Genomic DNA, 17,499 nt, shown 5'->3' with positions numbered 1-17,499 from the left:
ACCACCTGCTGGACGCTTTCGAGCGGCACCAGTTCCCGCTCATGCTTCGGGTGGCCGGGTTGCCCGCCGGGACGTCGTCTCTTGCGCTTCTTCCTCTTCTTCTTGGCCCGGACGGTGCCGGGAGCATCGCTCGACGGGGGGGCCGAGGAATTGGTGGAGTTCTGCCCCAGGCGCTCTCTCAGCCGAGCGTTCTCCTGCTCCAACTGGCGCAGCCTCGTCAGCGCGGCTCCCAGCAAGACTTGCAGTTCGACCACCTGGGCCGGTATGGACTCGTGCGTACTCACCCTATGGGTAGAACACCCCGAACCCTACCTCTTATGCTGCCTCCTCCCTTGCCTGCTCCCCTCATCCGGCTCTCACCCCGGTGAACGGTTACTCGATGAGGTCGACGTCGGCACGGACGCGGTGCCCATCACCGGTGTCTATGACCACGGCGGCACCTACTCCTCCACCTCGTACACCGAGTACAACACCCACTTCGCCGGCAAGCGCCACACCGTCACCACGGGGCAGACCTTCTCGCTCTGCAACCAGGTGACGTTGAAGGTCGTCTCGGCGGGCGGCACCAGCAGCGACGAGAACGCCAGGTCGGTGGCGGTGAAGATTACGTACGGCGCCTTCGACGCACTGGTGGGCGGAGACCTCACGGGCTCCGGTCCCGATATCGAGTCGGCCGTGGCCCCCAGCGTGGGCGAGCTGGAGCTCTACAAGGTCCACCACCACGGCTCGAGCAGCTCGTCCAACGCCACCTTCCTGGGCATCACGAAGCCCCTGGTCTCGTTCATCTCGGTGGGCTTCGACAACTCCTACGGACACCCCACCGTGGAAGCCCTGACCCGGCTGGCCAACGTCGGCTCGGACGTGTGGCAGACCGAGGACCCCTCCACCAGCAGCAAGCTGGGCCATATCGAGCTGGACACCACCCACGGCAACACCTTCACCGTCAGCCAGGGCGCCACCGCCGTCACCTATACGTCCAAGGGGATGACGGACACGCAGCCGCCCACCGCGCCGGGCTCGCTGGTGGCGACCGCCACTTCCTCTTCGGAGGTGGACCTGTCCTGGAGCGCCTCCACCGACGACCTGGGCGTGACGGGCTACAACGTCTATCGCAGCACCGACGGCAGCAGCTTCCCGCTCGCGGGGACCTCGTCCACCACCGGCTTCGCCGACCTGGGCCTGTCCGGCAACACCACGTACTGGTACCGCGTCACGGCCAGGGACGCCGTGGGCAACGAGTCCGCGGTGAGCAACACCGCCTCCGCCGTCACTCCCGCCCCGCCCTCCACGAGCCTCACCGTCACCTCGCCCAATGGCGGCGAGAGCTGGGCGGGCGGCAGCAGCCAGACCATCACCTGGGCTTCCAGCAACGTGTCCAACGTGAAGCTGGAGTACTCGCTCGACAACGGCTCGAGCTGGACGGTCATCGCCAGCGGCGTGGCCGCCTCCACCGGCAGCTACTCGTGGACGGTGCCCGACTCCGCGTCCACCCTGGCGCTCGTGCGCGCCTCCGACGCCCTGAACAGCGCGCCCACCGACACCAGCAACGGCACCTTCACCATTACCGCCTCCGGTCCGGCGGTGGTCATCCTCAACGAGATTCTCGCCAACGAGCCCGGCTCCGCCACCTCGGGCGAGTTCGTGGAGCTGGTCAACGCGGGCGGCACCGCCATTGACATTGGCGGGTGGAAGCTCACCGTCGGCGGCACGGTGCGCCACACCTTCGCCACGGGCACCACCCTGGCGGCGGGCAAGGCCATCGTCGTGTTCGGCGCGGCCTCCGGCATTCCCGCCGGCACGCCCAACGCCGTGGCGGCTTCCAGCGGAGGACTTGGCCTGCTCAACTCCAGCGCCACCGTCGCGGTGAAGAACGGCAAGAAGACCCTCGACTCCTTCAGCTACACCAGCTCGCTGGCCAGCACCGACGGCGTGTCGATGAACCGTGGCCCCGACGCGACCGCCACCGGCACCTTCGTGCTCCACACTTCGCTGTCCTCCCTGAGCGCCTCGGCCGGCGCGCGCGCCAACGGCTCCGCCTTCTGACGCGCCGGGCTTCCGAATCCCTCCAGGGGCAAGGCCGGTGCAGGGCCTTGCCCCACATTCAGGGGCCTGCCTCCGAATTCCACGGCTCGTGGCAAGTGAACTTGCCCGCCGGCTGGGACGTGGGTGCATCGTCGTGAACGACCTGCAACGCATCATCGAGCAGTTCCCCGCTCCCTGATGTTGCCGAGCCCAGTGGACCGGCAATGTCGAAGACGATGGAGCAGGCCTTCTCGGAGTGGGCGTGGCACGAGGCCGTTGTGTTGGGGTAGACGCAGGCATGCGTACGAGCAGCAGGTCATCAAGCAGGTTCTCCAGTACCTCGTCACCGCTTTTCCGGGGGTCATCAAGTGAGCAACGCTGGCGACACGTCCGAGGGGCTCCGCACAGAGCTGGAGAACTCCAAGAGAAACCTCTTTGGTGGCGGGAACCCTCCGCTGCTCTCTGCATTGAGGACACGGTTCCCCGACCTCTCGAAGGCGTACGTTGTCGATTGGATTCCCGAGCAGGGGGAAGACATCTTCACGGTGGTCATTCCTGGAAACATGGTGACCATCGTCGAGATAGAGCGGACCGCCAATCCAGCGCTTCCCCGGGTTGAGGTGTATTCGCTCGAGGAGTACCGCAAGGGACATCGAACCCCGACGAAAGAAAGACGCAGGAAACTTGAGCTGGCACTCGAACTACTGCGGCAGTAGAGGCAGGAAGGCGAGCTCGCCGCCCACGTGTGCGGCCCCAGCGCTGTTCGAAGCTAGAATTGGACGACCGAACCCGCGAAGGATGCTGTCAGGTTCTCAGTCTTACTTGCCGCGCAGCCACTCCAGCGCGGTGAGGGTATCGGTCAGTCGCCGCTCGCCGGGAAGTGGCTCCAATCGTTGACGTACGCGTAGTCGCGCTTGAAGATCTTCACGAAGGACTGACCATACCGTTGCTCTGAGACGAGTAAGAGGGCGTGGTGAACACCCGCAGGCCGAGGTGAGGCCCGAAGTCGCGGGTGTCCTTGGCGGTATAGCCGGGGTCGTCGTCGGACAGCCAATCCACCGGGTCGCCATCGCGGTGCCCGGGCCGAAGCGGGCCTGAGAGCATCTCGGCATTGAGGTCCTGAATGGTGAGCGAGATGGGAGGCTGGGCGGCGGCCTGGGAGGCGATGGCTTCCCGGCCGAAGCAGCCGAGGTGGTCCGGTTGGTGGATGCCCCCAAGTCCAAATGAGGGCCGTCCGGCGCCCTTCCCATGCCCACCCCTTTCACCCCGAAGCGCCCAGATTCCAGAACATCGAGGTCAGGGGGCATTGCCCCTCGAGGGCCACAGCGCCCCGAGCTTCAGCTCCAACGACTCGAAGGGCTCGGCCCGGACGCGCTCCTCACCGGAGTAACGGCCCCGCTCCGCCCAGCGTCCGTCCCGCAACTGGTACACCTCCAGCGTCCGCTCGGCCGGGTCCACCAGCCACACGTGCCCCACGCCTTCACGCGCGTAGATTGCCCGCTTGCGATTCCGGTCCAGCGTCGCGGTGGACGGGGAGAGCACCTCGCAGACCCAGTCCGGCGCCAGGGTGAAATACGGCACATCTGGTACCTCCGGCATGCGCTCGATACGCCAGCCCGCGATGTCCGGCACCAGGACGTCCTTGCCGAAGTGCAGCTCCGGCTCACCGATGATCCACCATCCGCCCGGCCCACCCTGCCCTTGCCCAAAGGCATTGTTCACGGCCGTGAGCAGCGAGCTGTACGCCACCGCATGACGGCTCGCCGGCCGCGGCATGGAGATCAGCTCCCCGTCGATGATCTGTCCGACCATGTTCTCGGGCAGCGCCAGCAGGTCTTCATAGGTCGCCGGCCGCTTCGTCTCTTTGCCCATCTCGACACTCCCCAGTCCTCCGACTCCCCACCCTTCCATCATCAGCCCTGCCTCCCTGGAGTGGAACCCCACCCACCACCGCGTGTCCACTCCTTCCTACTCCAGGGGTCTGACAACGAAACCTGCCTGCATGCCGCCTCTCACCCCATCGCGGGGCGTGACAGGTGCGAGAAGTGCACGCGCTGGCAGCCATGACCTGCCCCTCATCCCCGGCTCGCGTGGCCCGGACAGGCCGTGCCACGGTCATGCCCACTTCGAGCAGGAGCGGGCCATGGAACGACGCACGACGACGCACCGCGGATGCAACCTGAGCTGGTTCGTGGAGGGGCAGGGAGCCCCCGTCGTGCTCATCCAGGGCTCCGGCGTCGGCGCGAATGGCTGGAGGCCGCAACTGGAGGCCCTGACACCGCGCTTCCAGTGTCTGTGCTTCGACAACCGCGCCTATGGCCGGAGCGTCCCGTCCTCGGAGCCCCTGTCCCTCGAGCTGATGGCGGAGGACGTCCTCGCGCTGATGGATGCACAGGGCTGGCGGAGCGCGCACCTGGTCGGGCATTCGATGGGCGGGCTCATCGCGCAGTATGTGGCCCGGCGCGCGCGAGCACGGGTGCGGAGCCTCGCGCTCCTGTGCACGTTCGCGAACGGCAAGGCCCCGTCCCGGCTCACGCCGTGGCTGGTCGGTGTCGGCCTGCGCACCCGAATCGGCACCCGGCGCATGCGGCGGCGTGCCTTCATGGAGATGGTGCTCACCCCGGAGGAACTGGCGGCCACCGACGCGGACACCCTGGCGGAGAAGCTGGGCAGCCTCTTCGACCGCGACCTCTCCGAGTCCCCGCCCATCCTGATGCAACAGGTGAGGGCCATGGCCCGCACGGACGCACGGCCGTTCCTCTCCGAACTGGCCGGCATCCCCACCCTCGTCGCGAGCGCGGAGCACGACCGCATCGCCACGACCGCTTCCGGCCGAGAGCTCGCGCGAGGACTTCCAGGCGCGCGCTACGTCGAGCTGAGCGGCACCGCCCACGCCATGCCCCTCACCCGCGCCGCCGAGGTCAACGCCCTGCTGACGGAGCACCTGGAGCTCGCGGAACGGAACTTCCATTCCGCCACGCCCGTGGCGGTCTGACCCCGGCCCGCCTGCCCGCGCCCTCCCGTACCGCGTGCCATTCCCCCGCGCTTCTTGAGCGAGCACGTCACACGCAGCAGCCTCGTCATGCGGATACCCCGCATCGGGGCCGCGCTGCGGCCCCGGTCCGCCGGGTGCGCAGACACCGTCCTGCCCGCTGGGTAGGCTGTGCGCGGGCGCGGCGGCGCGCTTCCCCAACGCGAGGCGGCTCTCATGGAGACTGGTGACCTGAACCCGGCAGCCCTCCCCCCAGGCTCACGGGTGGGGCCCTGGCGCGTGCTGGCGCCGCAGGGCCGGGGCACCTATGGCGTCGTCTACCGCGCCGTCGCGGCGGAGTCCGAAACCTCCAGCCTCGTCGCCCTCAAGCTGGCGCTCTACCCCCGCGATGAGCGCTTCGCGCGCGAAGCGGAGCTGCTGCGCCGCGTCCTCCATCCGGCCGTGCCCCGCCTGCTGGACGCCGGTGACTGGCTGGCTCCCTCGGGCACTCCGCACCCCTACCTCGCAATGCAGCTCGTGGAGGGCGAGCCCCTGTATGACTGGGCATGGCGGCGGTTGCCCTCCTCTCGTCAGGCGCTCCTGCTGCTCGCCAGCCTCGCACGGGCCCTGGCGGCCACCCACGCGGCCGGAGGCCTCCACCGCGACGTCAAGGGTGGCAACGTGCTGGTGCGTGCCTCGGACGGCCAGCCCTTCCTCACCGATTTCGGCTGTGGCCACTACCTGGGCGCCTCCACCCTCACCTGGCAGTTGTTTCCTCCCGGTACCCCCGCCTACCGCTCCCCCGAGGCCTGGCGCTACGTGCTGCGCGCCAACTCCGACTCGGCACCGTCCTACCCTGCGGGGCCCGCGGATGACGTCTTCGCCCTGGGCGTCACCGCCTTCCGGCTCCTCACCGGCGTCTACCCGCCCTCGACGAACCCGGAGGACGACGAGTCCCGCGTCTGGCACCAGGACGGCACGGGGGCCCCGCCCGTGCGAGAGCTCAACGCCCGCTGCTGTGAGGAGCTGGGCGCCCTCGTCCGCCGGATGCTCCACGTGCGGCCCGAGGCGCGAGGCAGCGCCCGTGAGCTGGCCGAGGCGCTGGAGCAGGCCGCGCGGATGACGGGGCCGGAGGCGGAGGTGCCCCTCTTCGAGCGCGACGCGCCTCGGCCCGTGCGCGTGAGGGCCTTGCCCCGGCGCGTCGCGCCCCGAGCAACAGGACGAGGCTGGCTGCCCTGGCTCACGGCCACCAGCGTGGGCGGAGCACTGGCATTCGGAGTCGGCTGGGCGTGGGGCATGTGGAACGGAGAGGAGTCCGCGCAGGAGCCGGTCGCGCTCCGCATGGAGGAGAAGGACGGCGGCACGGCGGCCGTCGGAGACTCGGCGTTGACGGCTCCGGTGGCTCCCGCCCCGCCCCCCTCGGAATGGTCGGCCATTGCCCTGGAGGTGCCACCCAAGCCCTTCCCGGGGCAGAGGCGACCCGATGCCAACGGCCGCTGTCCCGGCAGAGCACAGGTGCCCATCCATGGCGGCTGCTGGATCAAAGCGGCTGGGGACCTGGAGGACTGTGACGAAGGTACCTATTTGTACAAGGGCGCGTGCTACGTGCCCGTCTTCCCTCCCCCACGTCCTCCCATCTCGAGTCCCGCGCGGTCCCCTGACAGCCGGTAGATGAAAGTCAGGGGGACTTACGCTTCACCGACCACAGCGCACCGAGTTCCAGCTCCAACACCTCGAAGGGCTCGGCCCGGACGCGCTCTTCACTGGTGTAACGACCCCGCTCCGCCCACCGCCCGTCCCGCAACTGGAACACCTCCAGCGTCCGCTCGGCCGGGTCCACCAGCCACACGTGCCCCACGCCTTCACGCGCGTAGATTGCCCGCTTGCGATTCCGGTCCAGCGCCTCGGTCGACGGGGAGAGCACTTCACAGACCCAGTCGGGGGCGAGGGTGAAATACGGCGCATCTGGTACTTCCGGCATGCGCTCGCGACGCCACCCCGCGAGGTCCGGCACCAGGACGTCCTTGCCGAAATGCAGCTCCGGCTCGGTCATGAACCACCAGCCACCTGGTCCGCTCCGGCCTCGCTGCACACCGCTGTACAGCTCACCGAACAAGACGGAGTGCGCCATCGCATGCGGACTCGCCGGCCGCGGCATGGCGATGAGCTCCCCGTCGATGATCTGCCCGACCATGTGCTCGGGCAGCGCCAGCAGGTCTTCATAGGTCGCCGGCCGCTTCGTCTCTTTGCCCATCTCGACACTCCCCAGTCCTCCGACTCCCCACCCTTCCATCATCAGCCCTACCTCCCTGGAGTGGAACCCCACCCATCACAGCGTGTCCACTCCTTCCTACTCCAAGGGTCCGACACCCGGCGCTCCTCCTCCTTCCTCCCAGGCGGGGCCCCGTGGTGGCGGTACCTCGGAGCACATCGAGCCCGCCTGCCCGGCTGCCCCCCCGTACCGCTTGCCTTTCCCCCGCGCATCTTGAAGAAGAAGCTCCCCATGTCCGCCGAGCCCGCGCACCCGGCCTCCCTTCCGTCCGGCCCTCCCTTCGACACGGACAGCGCGCTCCTCACCTGGCTGCGGGCGCACGGCCTCGAGCACGTCACGCGCATCAGCCTCGTGATGCTGACGCCCCGAATCGAGGCCGCGCTGATGCCCCAGTTCCGGCTGGTGAGCGCGCGCCGGAGGCTGACGGAGCTGGCGAGCACGGAGTCCGTGGCGCGATGGGTCTCCGAGACCGCCCCCTCCCCGAAGATGCGGGAGCTGCTCCCCCGCCTCGCCTCCCGCTACCTCGAGGACGAGCGCTCGGCGGCGGAGGACGCCCGCGCCTCGCTCCCGGAGCTGCTCCGCCCACCCGAGGAGCCCCGCACCCACGCCGTCCACCGGCTCCTCGTGGAGCTGCGCACCCAGGTGCCGGACTCCGTGGCCCCCCGCCCCTGGCGCTCGCTGCCCCTGGAGTTTCTGCAGCTCGACACCGCGCTGCCCGGCTTCAAGCTCCGCGAGACGCGCACCTCGGTGCTGCCCGTGGGCGCCAGTAGCGGCTTCATCCTCCCCGAGGCGCGCCTCGTCTTCTCCCCCACCGCAGTGAAGGCGGACTGCACCTGCGGCGCGACCTCCTGCGTGCACATCCTGGCCGCCATCGACACCGCCCTCCTCTGGCTGCGCCAGCCGTGGACGGACGCGTTCGGGGAGATACTCGAGGACCTGATACGCCCCGACTGGGAGCGCACGCTCCGGGCGCTGGAGCGCGCGGTACAGGAGAGCCCCGGCGGCGCGGGCAGCGCGGAGCTGTCCTGGCACCTGGAGGTCATCGCGGGCTACGGCGTGGAGCTGGCCCCCTACGTCCACAAGCGCAACAAGAAGGGGCAGCTCAGCAACGGCGCGAAGCTCAACCGGCGGAAGCTGCTCCAGGAGTACGGCTCCCTGCTGTCCCCCACGGACGCGCGGCTCGCGGCCCTGCTGCCGGAGGGCGCGGCCCCCGCCTCGCGCGAGCTGCTCTTCGAGCTGGTCAACCACCCGCGCATCTACCTGGAGGACACGCCGGACCTCGTGCGCATCGAGCGCGAGAAGGTCGGCCTCGTCGCCGAGGACCGCAACGGCACCGTCGTCCTCAACGCCGGCTTCGACGGCGCGGCGCTCCCCGGGCCCCTGCTGGAGCGCGTGCGCAAGGCGAAGCCCGAGGAGGCGCTGTACCTGTGGGACGAGGGCGCGCGCCGGCTCACCGTGCTGGACGTCAGCCCCGAGGCCCGCGCGCTCCTCGCGGTGCTCTCCCGCCACGGCAATGCCTTCCCACCGGAGAGCCACGGCGCGCTGCTGGAGCGGCTCTCCAAGCTGTCCACGCGCCTGCCCGTGGCCATGCCCCGCAGCGTCATGGGCGAGGCCGTCCCGCCGGCCAACCTCCCGGTGCTGCGCCTCGAAACCCAGCACGGCGGCGGAGTACGCGTCGAGGTCCGCATCCGCCCGCTGCCCGACAGCGGAACCGTCATTCCCGGGGAGGGCGCGCGCGACGTGCACGTGCGGCGCGGCGCCAGCCCCGTGCACGCGGTGCGGGACTTCTCGCGCGAGCGCCAGCTCGCCGAGGCCCTCGTGGAGCGGCTCCCCCTCGCCACCGCCGAGCCCGAGGAGCCGCCCTTCAGCTTCTACTTCACCAGCGCCCAGGGCCCGCTCGCGCTCCTCAAGGCCTGCGCCACGCTGGACCCGAAGCCCGAGCTCGAATGGACGGGCGCGCCGATGCGCCTGCTGCCCTCACGGGGCCCCTCGGACCTGAAGGTCACCGTCGAGCGCAAGCGCCACTGGTTCGGCGTGCTCGGCGAGCTGTCCGTGCAGGGCGAGCGCGTGGCGCTGGCGCGGCTGCTCGACGCCGCCCGCCGCAAGGAGCGCTTCGTCGAGGTCTCCGCGCGCTCCTACGTGGAAATCGAGGAGGCCCTGCGCCAGCACCTGGAGCGGCTGTCGGACCACACGTACCTCTCGCGCCACGGCCTGGAGATGGGGCCGTCCGCGGCGGAGGCGCTGAGCGCGCTCCGCGGCGCGGGCGCGCAGGTCGAATCGGACGAGGCCTGGCGGAAGCTCGTGGAGCGCATCTTCGCGGCGAAGGAGCTGCGCCCGCGCGTGCCCGCCACGCTGAAGACGGAGCTGCGCGACTACCAGCTCGACGGCTTCCGCTGGCTCACGCGGCTGGCCTCCTGGAACGCGGGGGGCGTGCTCGCGGACGACATGGGCCTGGGCAAGACGGTGCAGGCGCTGGCCGTGCTGCTGGACCGCGCGAAGCTGGGGCCGGCGCTGGTGCTGGCACCGACGTCCGTGGCCTTCAACTGGGTGGACGAGGCGAAGCGCTTCGCCCCCTCCCTGAAGCTGAAGCTCTTCTCGGAGGAGGAGGACCGGGGCGCCACGCTGGAGCGGCTGGGCCCGAAGGACGTCCTGGTCATCAGCTACGGCCTGCTCGTGCGGGACGTCGAGCGGCTCTCCGCCCTGAAGTTCTCCACCATCGTCTTCGACGAGGCGCAGACGCTGAAGAACGCGGCGACGCAGCGCTTCCGCGCCGCGCGGGCGCTCCAGGGCGACTTCCGCTTCGCCCTCTCCGGCACGCCGCTGGAGAACCACCTGGGCGAGCTGTGGGCCCTCTTCGCCATCGTCTTCCCGGAGCTGCTCGGGAGCTGGGACGCCTTCCGCGAGCGCTTCGCCGCGCCCATCGAGAAAGGCATTGACCCCACGGCGGCGCCCGCGCTGGCCCGGGTGCTGCAACCCTTCCTCCTGCGGCGCACCAAGGCGCAGGTGGAGGCGCAGCTCCCCGCGCGGACGGACGTGCGCGTGCCCGTGGTCCTCTCCCCGGAGGAGTGGCAGCTCTACGAGGACTCGCGGCTCGCGGCGCTCTCCGACCTGGAGACGCACAAGGCGCCGCTGCGCGAGCAGGAGCGGCGCATCCAGATTCTCTCCGCGCTCACCCGGCTGCGGCTGCTGGCCTCGCACCCGCGGCTGTTCGACCCATCCTCCAAGCTGGAGTCCTCCAAGCTGGAGCGGCTGATGGAGCTCATCGAGGAGCTGCGGGCGGAGGGCCAGCGGGCGCTCGTCTTCAGCCAGTTCACCTCGCACCTGTCGCTGGTGCGCGACGTGCTGGACGCGCGGGGCATCCCCTACGAGTACCTCGACGGCCAGACGCCCGCGGGCGCGCGGGCGGAGCGGGTGCGCGCCTTCCAGGAGGGGGACGCGCCGCTGTTCCTCATCTCGCTCAAGGCCGGCGGCTTCGGGCTCAACCTCACCGCCGCCACCAGCGTCATCCACCTGGACCCGTGGTGGAACCCCGCCGTGGAGGACCAGGCGTCCGACCGCGCCCACCGCATCGGCCAGGAGCGCCCCGTCACCGTCTACCGGCTGGTGGCGCGCGGCACCATCGAGGAGCAGATGCTGTCGCTGCACGAGCACAAGCGCGCGCTGGTGGCGGGCGTGCTCGAGGGGAAGGACCAGGCGGGCCGGCTCAGCACGCAGGAGCTGCTCGCCCTGCTCTCGCGGAAGCTTGCTCCCGTGGAGGAGCCTCCGCCGCCCCGCGCGCGGCACTGAGGAGGAACGCCGCGCCACACGTGCCCGGCCGAGGATAGCGCGCGGCCCTCGCGTGTGGAGCCCCGGGGAGCGCGCGAAGGCACGCGAGTACCCACTCGCATGAAGCCCCTTGCGCATGGAAGCGGGCGGCCGGGCAGACGGCGCATCCGCTGTTGCTGGCACCGGGCGCCATGCGGACCCTCCCCACGGTGGAGGGGGGCTTCATCATGCGTCTGGGGTGGCGTTGGGTCCGGACCGTCGCGGGCGCGACGGCGCTGGGGTGGCTGGGGATGGTGACGGGCTGCGGCAGTGGCGGCGAGGTGCATGAGCCGCCCGCCACCGGGGACTGCGCGGACATGCCGGCGGAGGGCTGCCCCGAGCCGCCCGGGGACGACACACCGCCGCCTGTTGACGACGACACAGACGACGCGCCGCCGGACTCGGGCGAGCAGCCGCAGCAGGAGCAGCCGCCCCCGCCTCCGCCGGGCCCGGGCAGCACGCTCTGGCTGGCGCGCGAGGGCACGCCCCAGGACGACCTGGCGCTGGGCGCGGCGGTGGACCCGAGCGGCGACATCCTCACCGCCGCCGTCCACGGAATCGATGACCTGCACACCCGCCAGCCCACGGATGACCGGGTGCGGCTGGTCATCACCCGGCGCTCGGCGGCGGGCGAGACGCGCTGGCAGCGGACCTTCGAGGTGCGCGTGCCGGAGACGCCCGCGGAGCTGCGCGCCAGCGTGAGCGCCCGCATCGCCGCGGACCCGGCGGGCGGCATCTTCCTGGCGGGCAACGTGGCGGGCCTGCTGGACTTCGAGACGCGGGAGCTGAGCGACGGCGCCTTCGTCGCGAGGCTCGACTCGAACGGCAACCTCCTCTGGGCCAGCACGCCCCGCGGAGCCGGCGTCACCCTGGCGGACCTCACCGTGGACGCCCAGGGCCGCGCGCTGGTGGCCTTCAACGCCCCCGGGCCGGCCGACTTCGGCGACGGCGCGCGCGGCTCCGGCGCCGTGGTGGTGACGTACTCGATGGAAGGCCGTGCCGAGGCGGCCCTCCGCGTCGGCCGGCCCGAGGGGGAGGCGGACGCCGTGGAGCTGACCACGGTGGCGGTGGATGGCGGCGGGCGGCTGGTGGTGGGCGGGCGATTCGTGGGCGCGGTGCGCTTCGGCGGCCAGCGCGCGGAGTCCGCACGGGACGGCAGCCCCTTCCTCGCGCTCTACGAAGCCGGCGCGCTGACGTGGGCGAAGACGCTGCACCACGCGCGCGGCACCGTGCGGGACGTGGGGCTGGATGGCCAGGGCGCGGTGGTGGCCACCGGCGCCTTCCTCGGCACCGTGGACTGGGCGGGCCGGAAGCTCCAGGGACACCCGTACCGCGCCAGTCCCTTCCTCATCGCGACGCGGCCCGGAGGCGTGGAGCGCTGGGCGCGCAACCTGGGGGATGGGCTCCAGGTGGGAGCACTCGCGGTGGAGCCGTCGGGCAACCTGGTGCTGGGGGGCTTCACCTACAACCGCATCGAGGACGGGGTGGCGGGCTCGGACGGCATGGGCTCATCGCAGCCCGTGGCCCTCCGCTACGGCCCCGACGGAGGGGTGCTGGCCACGCGCCTCTTCCTGTCGGACCCGCCCGAGGCCCGCGGCGAGCTATACGGCGTGGAGGCCATGCCCTTCGTGGGAGTGCTGCCGGACGGCGACGCCATCCTCTTCGGCCACACGGACCGGGACAGCGACCTCGGCCTGGGCCGCCGCTTCGCCGCCCGGAGCGACGTCTTCCTCCTCCGCGTGAAGCGCTGACGCGGACGCCGGCCCGGTCCCGGCGCTCTGCGAAATATGCGACAACTCTGGACAAGGACCGTTCTTCTCCGCGAGAAGCAGGGGTGCCACGGGCCGCCTTTTGGGGAGGCGCTCGGGGGCACATCCAAGTGGAGGAGAAGTCCATGTCGAAGAGGTTCACGGGGGTCCTTGGGCTGCTGGTTGGTCTGAGCGGGCTGTTGGCGGCCTGCTCGTCCGGAGGCGGCACGGAGCAGGAGCAGCCCGGCTTCGAGGGCGAGGCCCAGGTGTCGGTGAAGGGGCTGTCGGCCTACGAAATCCAATCCCTGGTGGTGACGGCGCAGCCAGCCAACGTCCGCAAGGCGCTGGCGTACTCGCCCGAGACAGGCACCTTCAACGGGACGCTGGTGCTGCCGACGGGCACGCAGATGCTCATCGCCAACGGCTATGCCTATGTCGCGAGCGACGCCGGCACGCCGGACGGAGGCCCCGCCATGGACGCGGGCCCCGCCATGGACGCGGGCCCCGCCATGGACGCGGGCCCCGCCATGGACGCGGGTATCGCGGCGGATGGAGGGAGCACCACCGACCTGACGCTGGTGGCCACCGGCTCCGCGACGGTCAACATCGTGGCCAACACGACGACGGGCGTCAGCCTCCGCATCTACGACCTGACGCCGCCGGAGCCGCAGCCGGACATCGCTCCGTTCATCCGCTCGGTGCAGGTCTCCAGCACCAGCACCACCGTCAACCAGGCCATCACCCTGACGGTGGACGCCGTGGACCTGGACGACGACCCGCTGTCCTACCAGTGGACGAGCAGCTGCGCCGGCAGCTTCGCCCAGCCGAATGCCGCCACCACGCTGTGGGCGGGCTCCGTCCCGGATGCGTGCACCCTGAACGTGGCGGTGTCCTCGCGCGGCCTGACGGTGTCCGAGTCCCTGACGGTGGTGGTCTTCGAGAGCGGCCCGGATGCGGGCACGGGCGGCGTCCAGGTGAACGGTGAGTACATCGCCCGTCCCGAGGTGTACATGCTGGCCCTCAACGGCCCGGGAATGCCGTACAACCCCATCTACCGCACCGCCCCCGTGGCCAACATGCAGCCCGTGAGCCCCGGGCAGACCTATTCCCTGGAGTTCGCCGTGGACTTCGGTGGGCGCCCCGGTCCCTTCCCCCGGAGCATGAACCTGGACGTCACCTGCGGCACCGTGATGCGGAACTACGACTCCTGCCCGTCGCCCAGCATCTGCTACTCGAACCACACGTGGACCGCGCCGGACGCGGGCACGGCATGCCGCGTGACGGCGTCCGCCGTCAACGACACGCTGACGGACAGCTTCTCCGCCGGCATCCTGGTGAAGTAGCCGGCTGACCCGCCGGGCGCGCCCATGAGGCGCCCCGAGCGTGTTCGAGGGCCACGGAGGTCCGCGGCGAGCAACCGCGGCCCGTGGCCCTCCTGCTTTCGCACGCTAGCGGCGCGTGGTGCGGCGGGTGGAGGTCTTGCGAGCACCTCCCCGCGCGGTGACCCGGCTCACGGTGCGGGTGGTCCCCCGGCGCCCGGTGACACTCTTGCGAGCCGTCCTCCCGGCCGCGCCCGTCTTCCGGGTGGTCGTCTTCCGAGCGCCGCCGAGCGAGCGAAGGGCCTTCTTGGCGCGAGCACCCGCCTTGCGGACGGCCTTCTTGGCGCGGGCACCCGCCTTGCCGGTGGTGGCCGTGCGCTTCATGGACGTCTTGCGCGCGGGCTTGCGGGCACCTCCGGTGCGCACGGTGGTCCGGCGGGTGGTGCGGCGCCGCGTGGGGGTCGTCGCCCCGGTGGTGGTGGCGACGACGTCGGTGATCTGCGAGTTCACGGGGGTCTCAAAAGCCATTCATCTGCTCCGGTGGAAGAGGACTGCGTGGAATGCATGAGGAGCGTACGCCCATTCACGCACCGGAAGTCAGGAGGGCCCCCGCGCAGATGAACGACAGCGGACGAATGACATGAGCGCGGCGCCGCGCGCGCACCGCGTCCTCAGCCCGCACCCTTGAGGAACGCGGCGAGCTTCTCGTACGCCACGGCGAGCGGAGGAATGGGAGCGCTCTCGTTGGCCTGATGCGCCTGGGCCGTCTCGCCCGGGCCGTAGTTGATGGCGTCCACGCCCCACTCACCGAAGCGGGCCACGTCCGTCCACGCCTGCTTGGACGCGGCGGGCAGGCCGGTGAGAGCCAGCAGCTTCTGGAACAGCGGGTTGCCGGCCGCCACGGGGCCGCTGGGCGACGCATCGGTGAACTCCACCTCCGCGCGGCCGGCGACGAGCGCCCGCACGTCCGCCTTCGCCTGCTCGATGCTCTTGCCCGGCGCGAAGCGGTAGTTGAGGTTCAGCTCGAACGCCTCGGGGATGACATTCCGCGCGCGGCCGCCCTTCGCCAGCGTGGCGTTGATGACCTCGTAGAACGGGAAGCCGGCGACGTTGACCTCCACGCGCTGGCGGCCGAGCAACTCCGTGAGGAACGGCCCCGCCTTGTGGATGGCGTTCTCCCCCTGCCACGGCCGCGCCGAGTGCGCGCTGCGCCCGGTGAAGCGCACCGTCACCTGCATGGAGCCGACGCACCCCACCTGCACCACGCTGTCGGTGGGCTCCATGGCGATGCCGAACTTCACCCGCGCCAGGTCCGGGCGCTTCTCGAAGAGGGGGATGAGACCGCTCTCCGCATAGGCGCCCTCCTCGCGCTCGTAGAAGAGGAACGCGAGGTTGACGGGCAGCGTGTCGCGGCGCAGGTCCTCGGCCAGCGCCATCATCACCGCGAGGCCGCCCTTCATGTCGGAGGCCCCGAGCCCGAAGACGCGCTCCCCCTCGATGCGGGGCTCGCGGCCCTGGTCGCCGGGGTGGGCGGGCACGGTGTCCAGGTGGCCGATGAGGGCCACCGTGGGGCGCGGGTCCTCCAGGTGCCCGAGGAGCAGCGTGTGCCCGACGCGGAACACCTCTTCGCGCTTGAAGTGCTGGAGGGCCCAGCGCTCGACATGGTCGGCGATGGGGCCCTCATGGGTGATGGGGCTGGGGATGCGGCACAGCTCGAGCGTCGTGCGAGCGAGCCGGGTGGCCAGGTCGTTGGAGGACATGCGCCCGGCACCATATCCCCGACCCACTCCGGATTGGAGTCAGCCCGGCGGGGCGAGCTCCTCCTCGAAGCTCGTCACGCCCTCCAGCACCGAGGCGCAGAGACACGCCGGCCCTTCCAGGGCGGTGAAGCCGTGCGAGCTGCTCTCCGTCTTCTCCAGCTCCTCGCCCGGCCACACCTCGTGGCCGTCGTCCTCGCGGAAGCCGCCCTCCAGCACCAGGTTCCACTCGCGGCCGTGGTGCGTGTGCCTCGGGTAGCGCACGCCGGGGTTCAGCCGGAGGATGCCGGCCAGCATCCCCTCGCGCGCGGGCCCCACCTCCACCGGCATCAGCTCCGAGCCCTCCACCGGCCCCGGCATCCACACCGACGGGTCGCTCACGGACGCCAGCACCTCCAGCGCCCGCTCGCGCGTCAGGTCGAAGAACGCGGCCACGCGGTCCGCGAAGCGGGCCAGCCTCCCCGGCCCCTCCATCTGCTCCAGCACCCGCGCCAGCACCTGGGGCGGTGGCTCCACCGGCGCCTCGAGCACCGTGAGCCCCTCACGCACGGGCCGCAGCCGGGCGGCCTCGGCCCGGCACCGGGCACACCCCGCCAGGTGCCGCTCGGCGGCCTCCCGTTCCGGGGCGGCCAGGGTGCCCAGCGCCCACTCAGGCAGGATGTCGTCCAGGTGCTCCATCGTCACATTCCATTCCTCTACGCCCTACCTACGGAATGTGGGCGCGAATGGATTCCCCTCCGCTAGACGGGCACCGCGAAGTCCCGCAGGGCGGCGTTGAGGCTGGTCTTCTGGTCGGTGGACTTCGTGCGCTGGCCGATGATGAGCGCGCACGGCACCATGAACTTCCCGGCGGGGAACTGCTTCTCCCGCATGCCCGGAATCACCACGCTGCGCGCGGGCACCCGGCCCTTGTAGACCTTCTCCTCCGGCCCGGTGACGTCGATGATTTGCGTGGACGCGGTGAGCACCACGTTGGCGCCCAGCACCGCCTCCTCCTCCACCACCACGCCCTCCACCACGATGCAGCGGCTGCCCAGGAAGGCCCCGTCCTCGATGATGACCGGCGACGCCGTGGGCGGCTCCAGCACGCCGCCCAGGCCCACGCCGCCGGACAGGTGCACGTGCTTGCCCACCTGGGCGCAGCTGCCCACCGTGGCCCACGTGTCCACCATGGTGCCCGCGCCCACGCGCGCGCCGATGTTGACGTAGCCCGGCATCACCACCGCGCCGCGCTCCACGAAGGCGCCGTAGCGCACCGTGCCCGGAGGCACCACGCGCACGCCCGCCGCCTCCAGCCCCTTCTTCAGCGGCACCTTGTCGTAGAACTCGAAGGGGCCCATCTCCATCACCTGCATCTCCGACACCGCGAAGAACAGGAGGATGGCCTCCTTCACCCAGGCGTTCACCTTCCACCCGTCCGCGCCCTTCTCCGCCACGCGCAGCTCGCCCGAGTCCAGCCGCGCCAGCGTCTCGCGCACGGCGGCCACGTGGGCCGGGTCCTTCAGCTTCGTCCGGTCCGCGAACGCGGCGGATACCCTCTGGGACAGCTCATCAATCGGAGTCATGGCAGCGGACATGGCGCCTCCTTGAATCACACTTCCGCGCG

14 protein-coding genes and 1 pseudogene are annotated in these 17,499 nt (G+C 71.0%); 7 read left to right on the top strand and 8 right to left on the bottom strand.

Features of this window, described 5'->3' with window-relative positions; genetic code table 11:
- A partial coding sequence (locus tag K8638_RS43180) for a DUF6444 domain-containing protein (protein WP_370644254.1) occupies positions 1-203 on the bottom strand: 203 nt, incomplete at its 3' end.
- Between the two features lie 202 nt (positions 204-405).
- Here K8638_RS43180 and K8638_RS45505 point away from each other — a divergent pair.
- Entirely contained in the window at positions 406-2,043 is a 1,638-nt protein-coding gene (locus K8638_RS45505) for a lamin tail domain-containing protein (protein WP_223760621.1), read from the top strand.
- A 347-nt stretch (positions 2,044-2,390) separates the two neighbouring features.
- Complete coding sequence (locus K8638_RS43170) at positions 2,391-2,738, top strand: hypothetical protein (protein WP_223760620.1); 348 nt, start codon at positions 2,391-2,393, stop codon at positions 2,736-2,738.
- 188 nt (positions 2,739-2,926) lie between these two features.
- On the opposite strand, the pseudogene K8638_RS43165 reads toward K8638_RS43170, so the two are convergent.
- Positions 2,927-3,078: pseudogene (locus K8638_RS43165) on the bottom strand (IS3 family transposase); the annotation flags it as partial.
- Between the two features lie 240 nt (positions 3,079-3,318).
- Positions 3,319-3,894 carry a Uma2 family endonuclease gene (locus K8638_RS43160; protein WP_223760619.1) on the bottom strand — a complete coding sequence of 192 codons (576 nt, stop codon included), beginning with the start codon at positions 3,892-3,894 and terminating at the stop codon, positions 3,319-3,321.
- 271 nt (positions 3,895-4,165) lie between these two features.
- Here K8638_RS43160 and K8638_RS43155 point away from each other — a divergent pair, with 271 nt between their 5' ends.
- Together K8638_RS43155 and K8638_RS43150 are read left to right on the top strand one after the other, a co-directional pair.
- Entirely contained in the window at positions 4,166-5,017 is an 852-nt protein-coding gene (locus tag K8638_RS43155; protein WP_223760618.1) for an alpha/beta fold hydrolase, read from the top strand.
- A 213-nt stretch (positions 5,018-5,230) separates the two neighbouring features.
- Positions 5,231-6,664 (top strand): serine/threonine-protein kinase, encoded by a 1,434-nt coding sequence (locus K8638_RS43150; protein ID WP_223760617.1) that lies wholly within the window; start codon positions 5,231-5,233, stop codon positions 6,662-6,664.
- Between the two features lie 7 nt (positions 6,665-6,671).
- Here K8638_RS43150 and K8638_RS43145 read toward each other — a convergent pair whose 3' ends face one another.
- Positions 6,672-7,247, bottom strand: coding sequence for a Uma2 family endonuclease (locus tag K8638_RS43145; RefSeq protein WP_223760616.1), 576 nt, complete (start codon positions 7,245-7,247; stop codon positions 6,672-6,674).
- Positions 7,248-7,496: 249 nt separating this feature from the next.
- On the opposite strand from K8638_RS43145, the gene K8638_RS43140 reads away from it, so the two are divergent.
- The 3 genes from K8638_RS43140 (at position 7,497) to K8638_RS43130 (ending at position 14,160) form a co-directional block, all read left to right on the top strand.
- Positions 7,497-11,051, top strand: coding sequence for a DEAD/DEAH box helicase (locus K8638_RS43140; protein WP_223760615.1), 3,555 nt, complete (start codon positions 7,497-7,499; stop codon positions 11,049-11,051).
- A 206-nt stretch (positions 11,052-11,257) separates the two neighbouring features.
- On the top strand, positions 11,258-12,820 hold the full coding sequence (locus tag K8638_RS43135; protein ID WP_223760614.1) for a hypothetical protein: 1,563 nt from the start codon (positions 11,258-11,260) through the stop codon (positions 12,818-12,820).
- 143 nt (positions 12,821-12,963) lie between these two features.
- Positions 12,964-14,160: a hypothetical protein gene (locus K8638_RS43130; RefSeq protein ID WP_223760613.1), complete on the top strand. Its 1,197-nt coding sequence runs from the start codon at positions 12,964-12,966 to the stop codon at positions 14,158-14,160.
- A gap of 105 nt (positions 14,161-14,265) precedes the next feature.
- Here K8638_RS43130 and K8638_RS43125 read toward each other — a convergent pair whose 3' ends face one another.
- The 4 genes from K8638_RS43125 to K8638_RS43110 all read right to left on the bottom strand — a co-directional run bounded on the left by K8638_RS43125 (position 14,266) and on the right by K8638_RS43110 (position 17,458).
- Positions 14,266-14,664, bottom strand: a complete 399-nt coding sequence (locus tag K8638_RS43125; protein ID WP_223760612.1) for a cell envelope biogenesis protein TolA — start codon at positions 14,662-14,664, stop codon at positions 14,266-14,268.
- Between the two features lie 143 nt (positions 14,665-14,807).
- Positions 14,808-15,896 (bottom strand): succinyl-diaminopimelate desuccinylase, encoded by a 1,089-nt coding sequence (dapE, locus tag K8638_RS43120; protein ID WP_223760611.1) that lies wholly within the window; start codon positions 15,894-15,896, stop codon positions 14,808-14,810.
- Positions 15,897-15,935: 39 nt separating this feature from the next.
- Positions 15,936-16,571 carry a dimethylsulfonioproprionate lyase family protein gene (locus K8638_RS43115; RefSeq protein ID WP_223760624.1) on the bottom strand — a complete coding sequence of 212 codons (636 nt, stop codon included), beginning with the start codon at positions 16,569-16,571 and terminating at the stop codon, positions 15,936-15,938.
- 62 nt (positions 16,572-16,633) lie between these two features.
- Positions 16,634-17,458 (bottom strand): 2,3,4,5-tetrahydropyridine-2,6-dicarboxylate N-succinyltransferase, encoded by an 825-nt coding sequence (locus K8638_RS43110; protein ID WP_223760623.1) that lies wholly within the window; start codon positions 17,456-17,458, stop codon positions 16,634-16,636.
- Positions 17,459-17,499 lie beyond the last annotated feature (41 nt).

The sequence above is a fragment of the Myxococcus sp. RHSTA-1-4 genome, assembly GCF_020037125.1.
In the GTDB taxonomy this organism is placed as follows: Bacteria; Myxococcota; Myxococcia; order Myxococcales; family Myxococcaceae; genus Myxococcus.
This window is presented reverse-complemented; position numbering and strand designations above follow the sequence as displayed.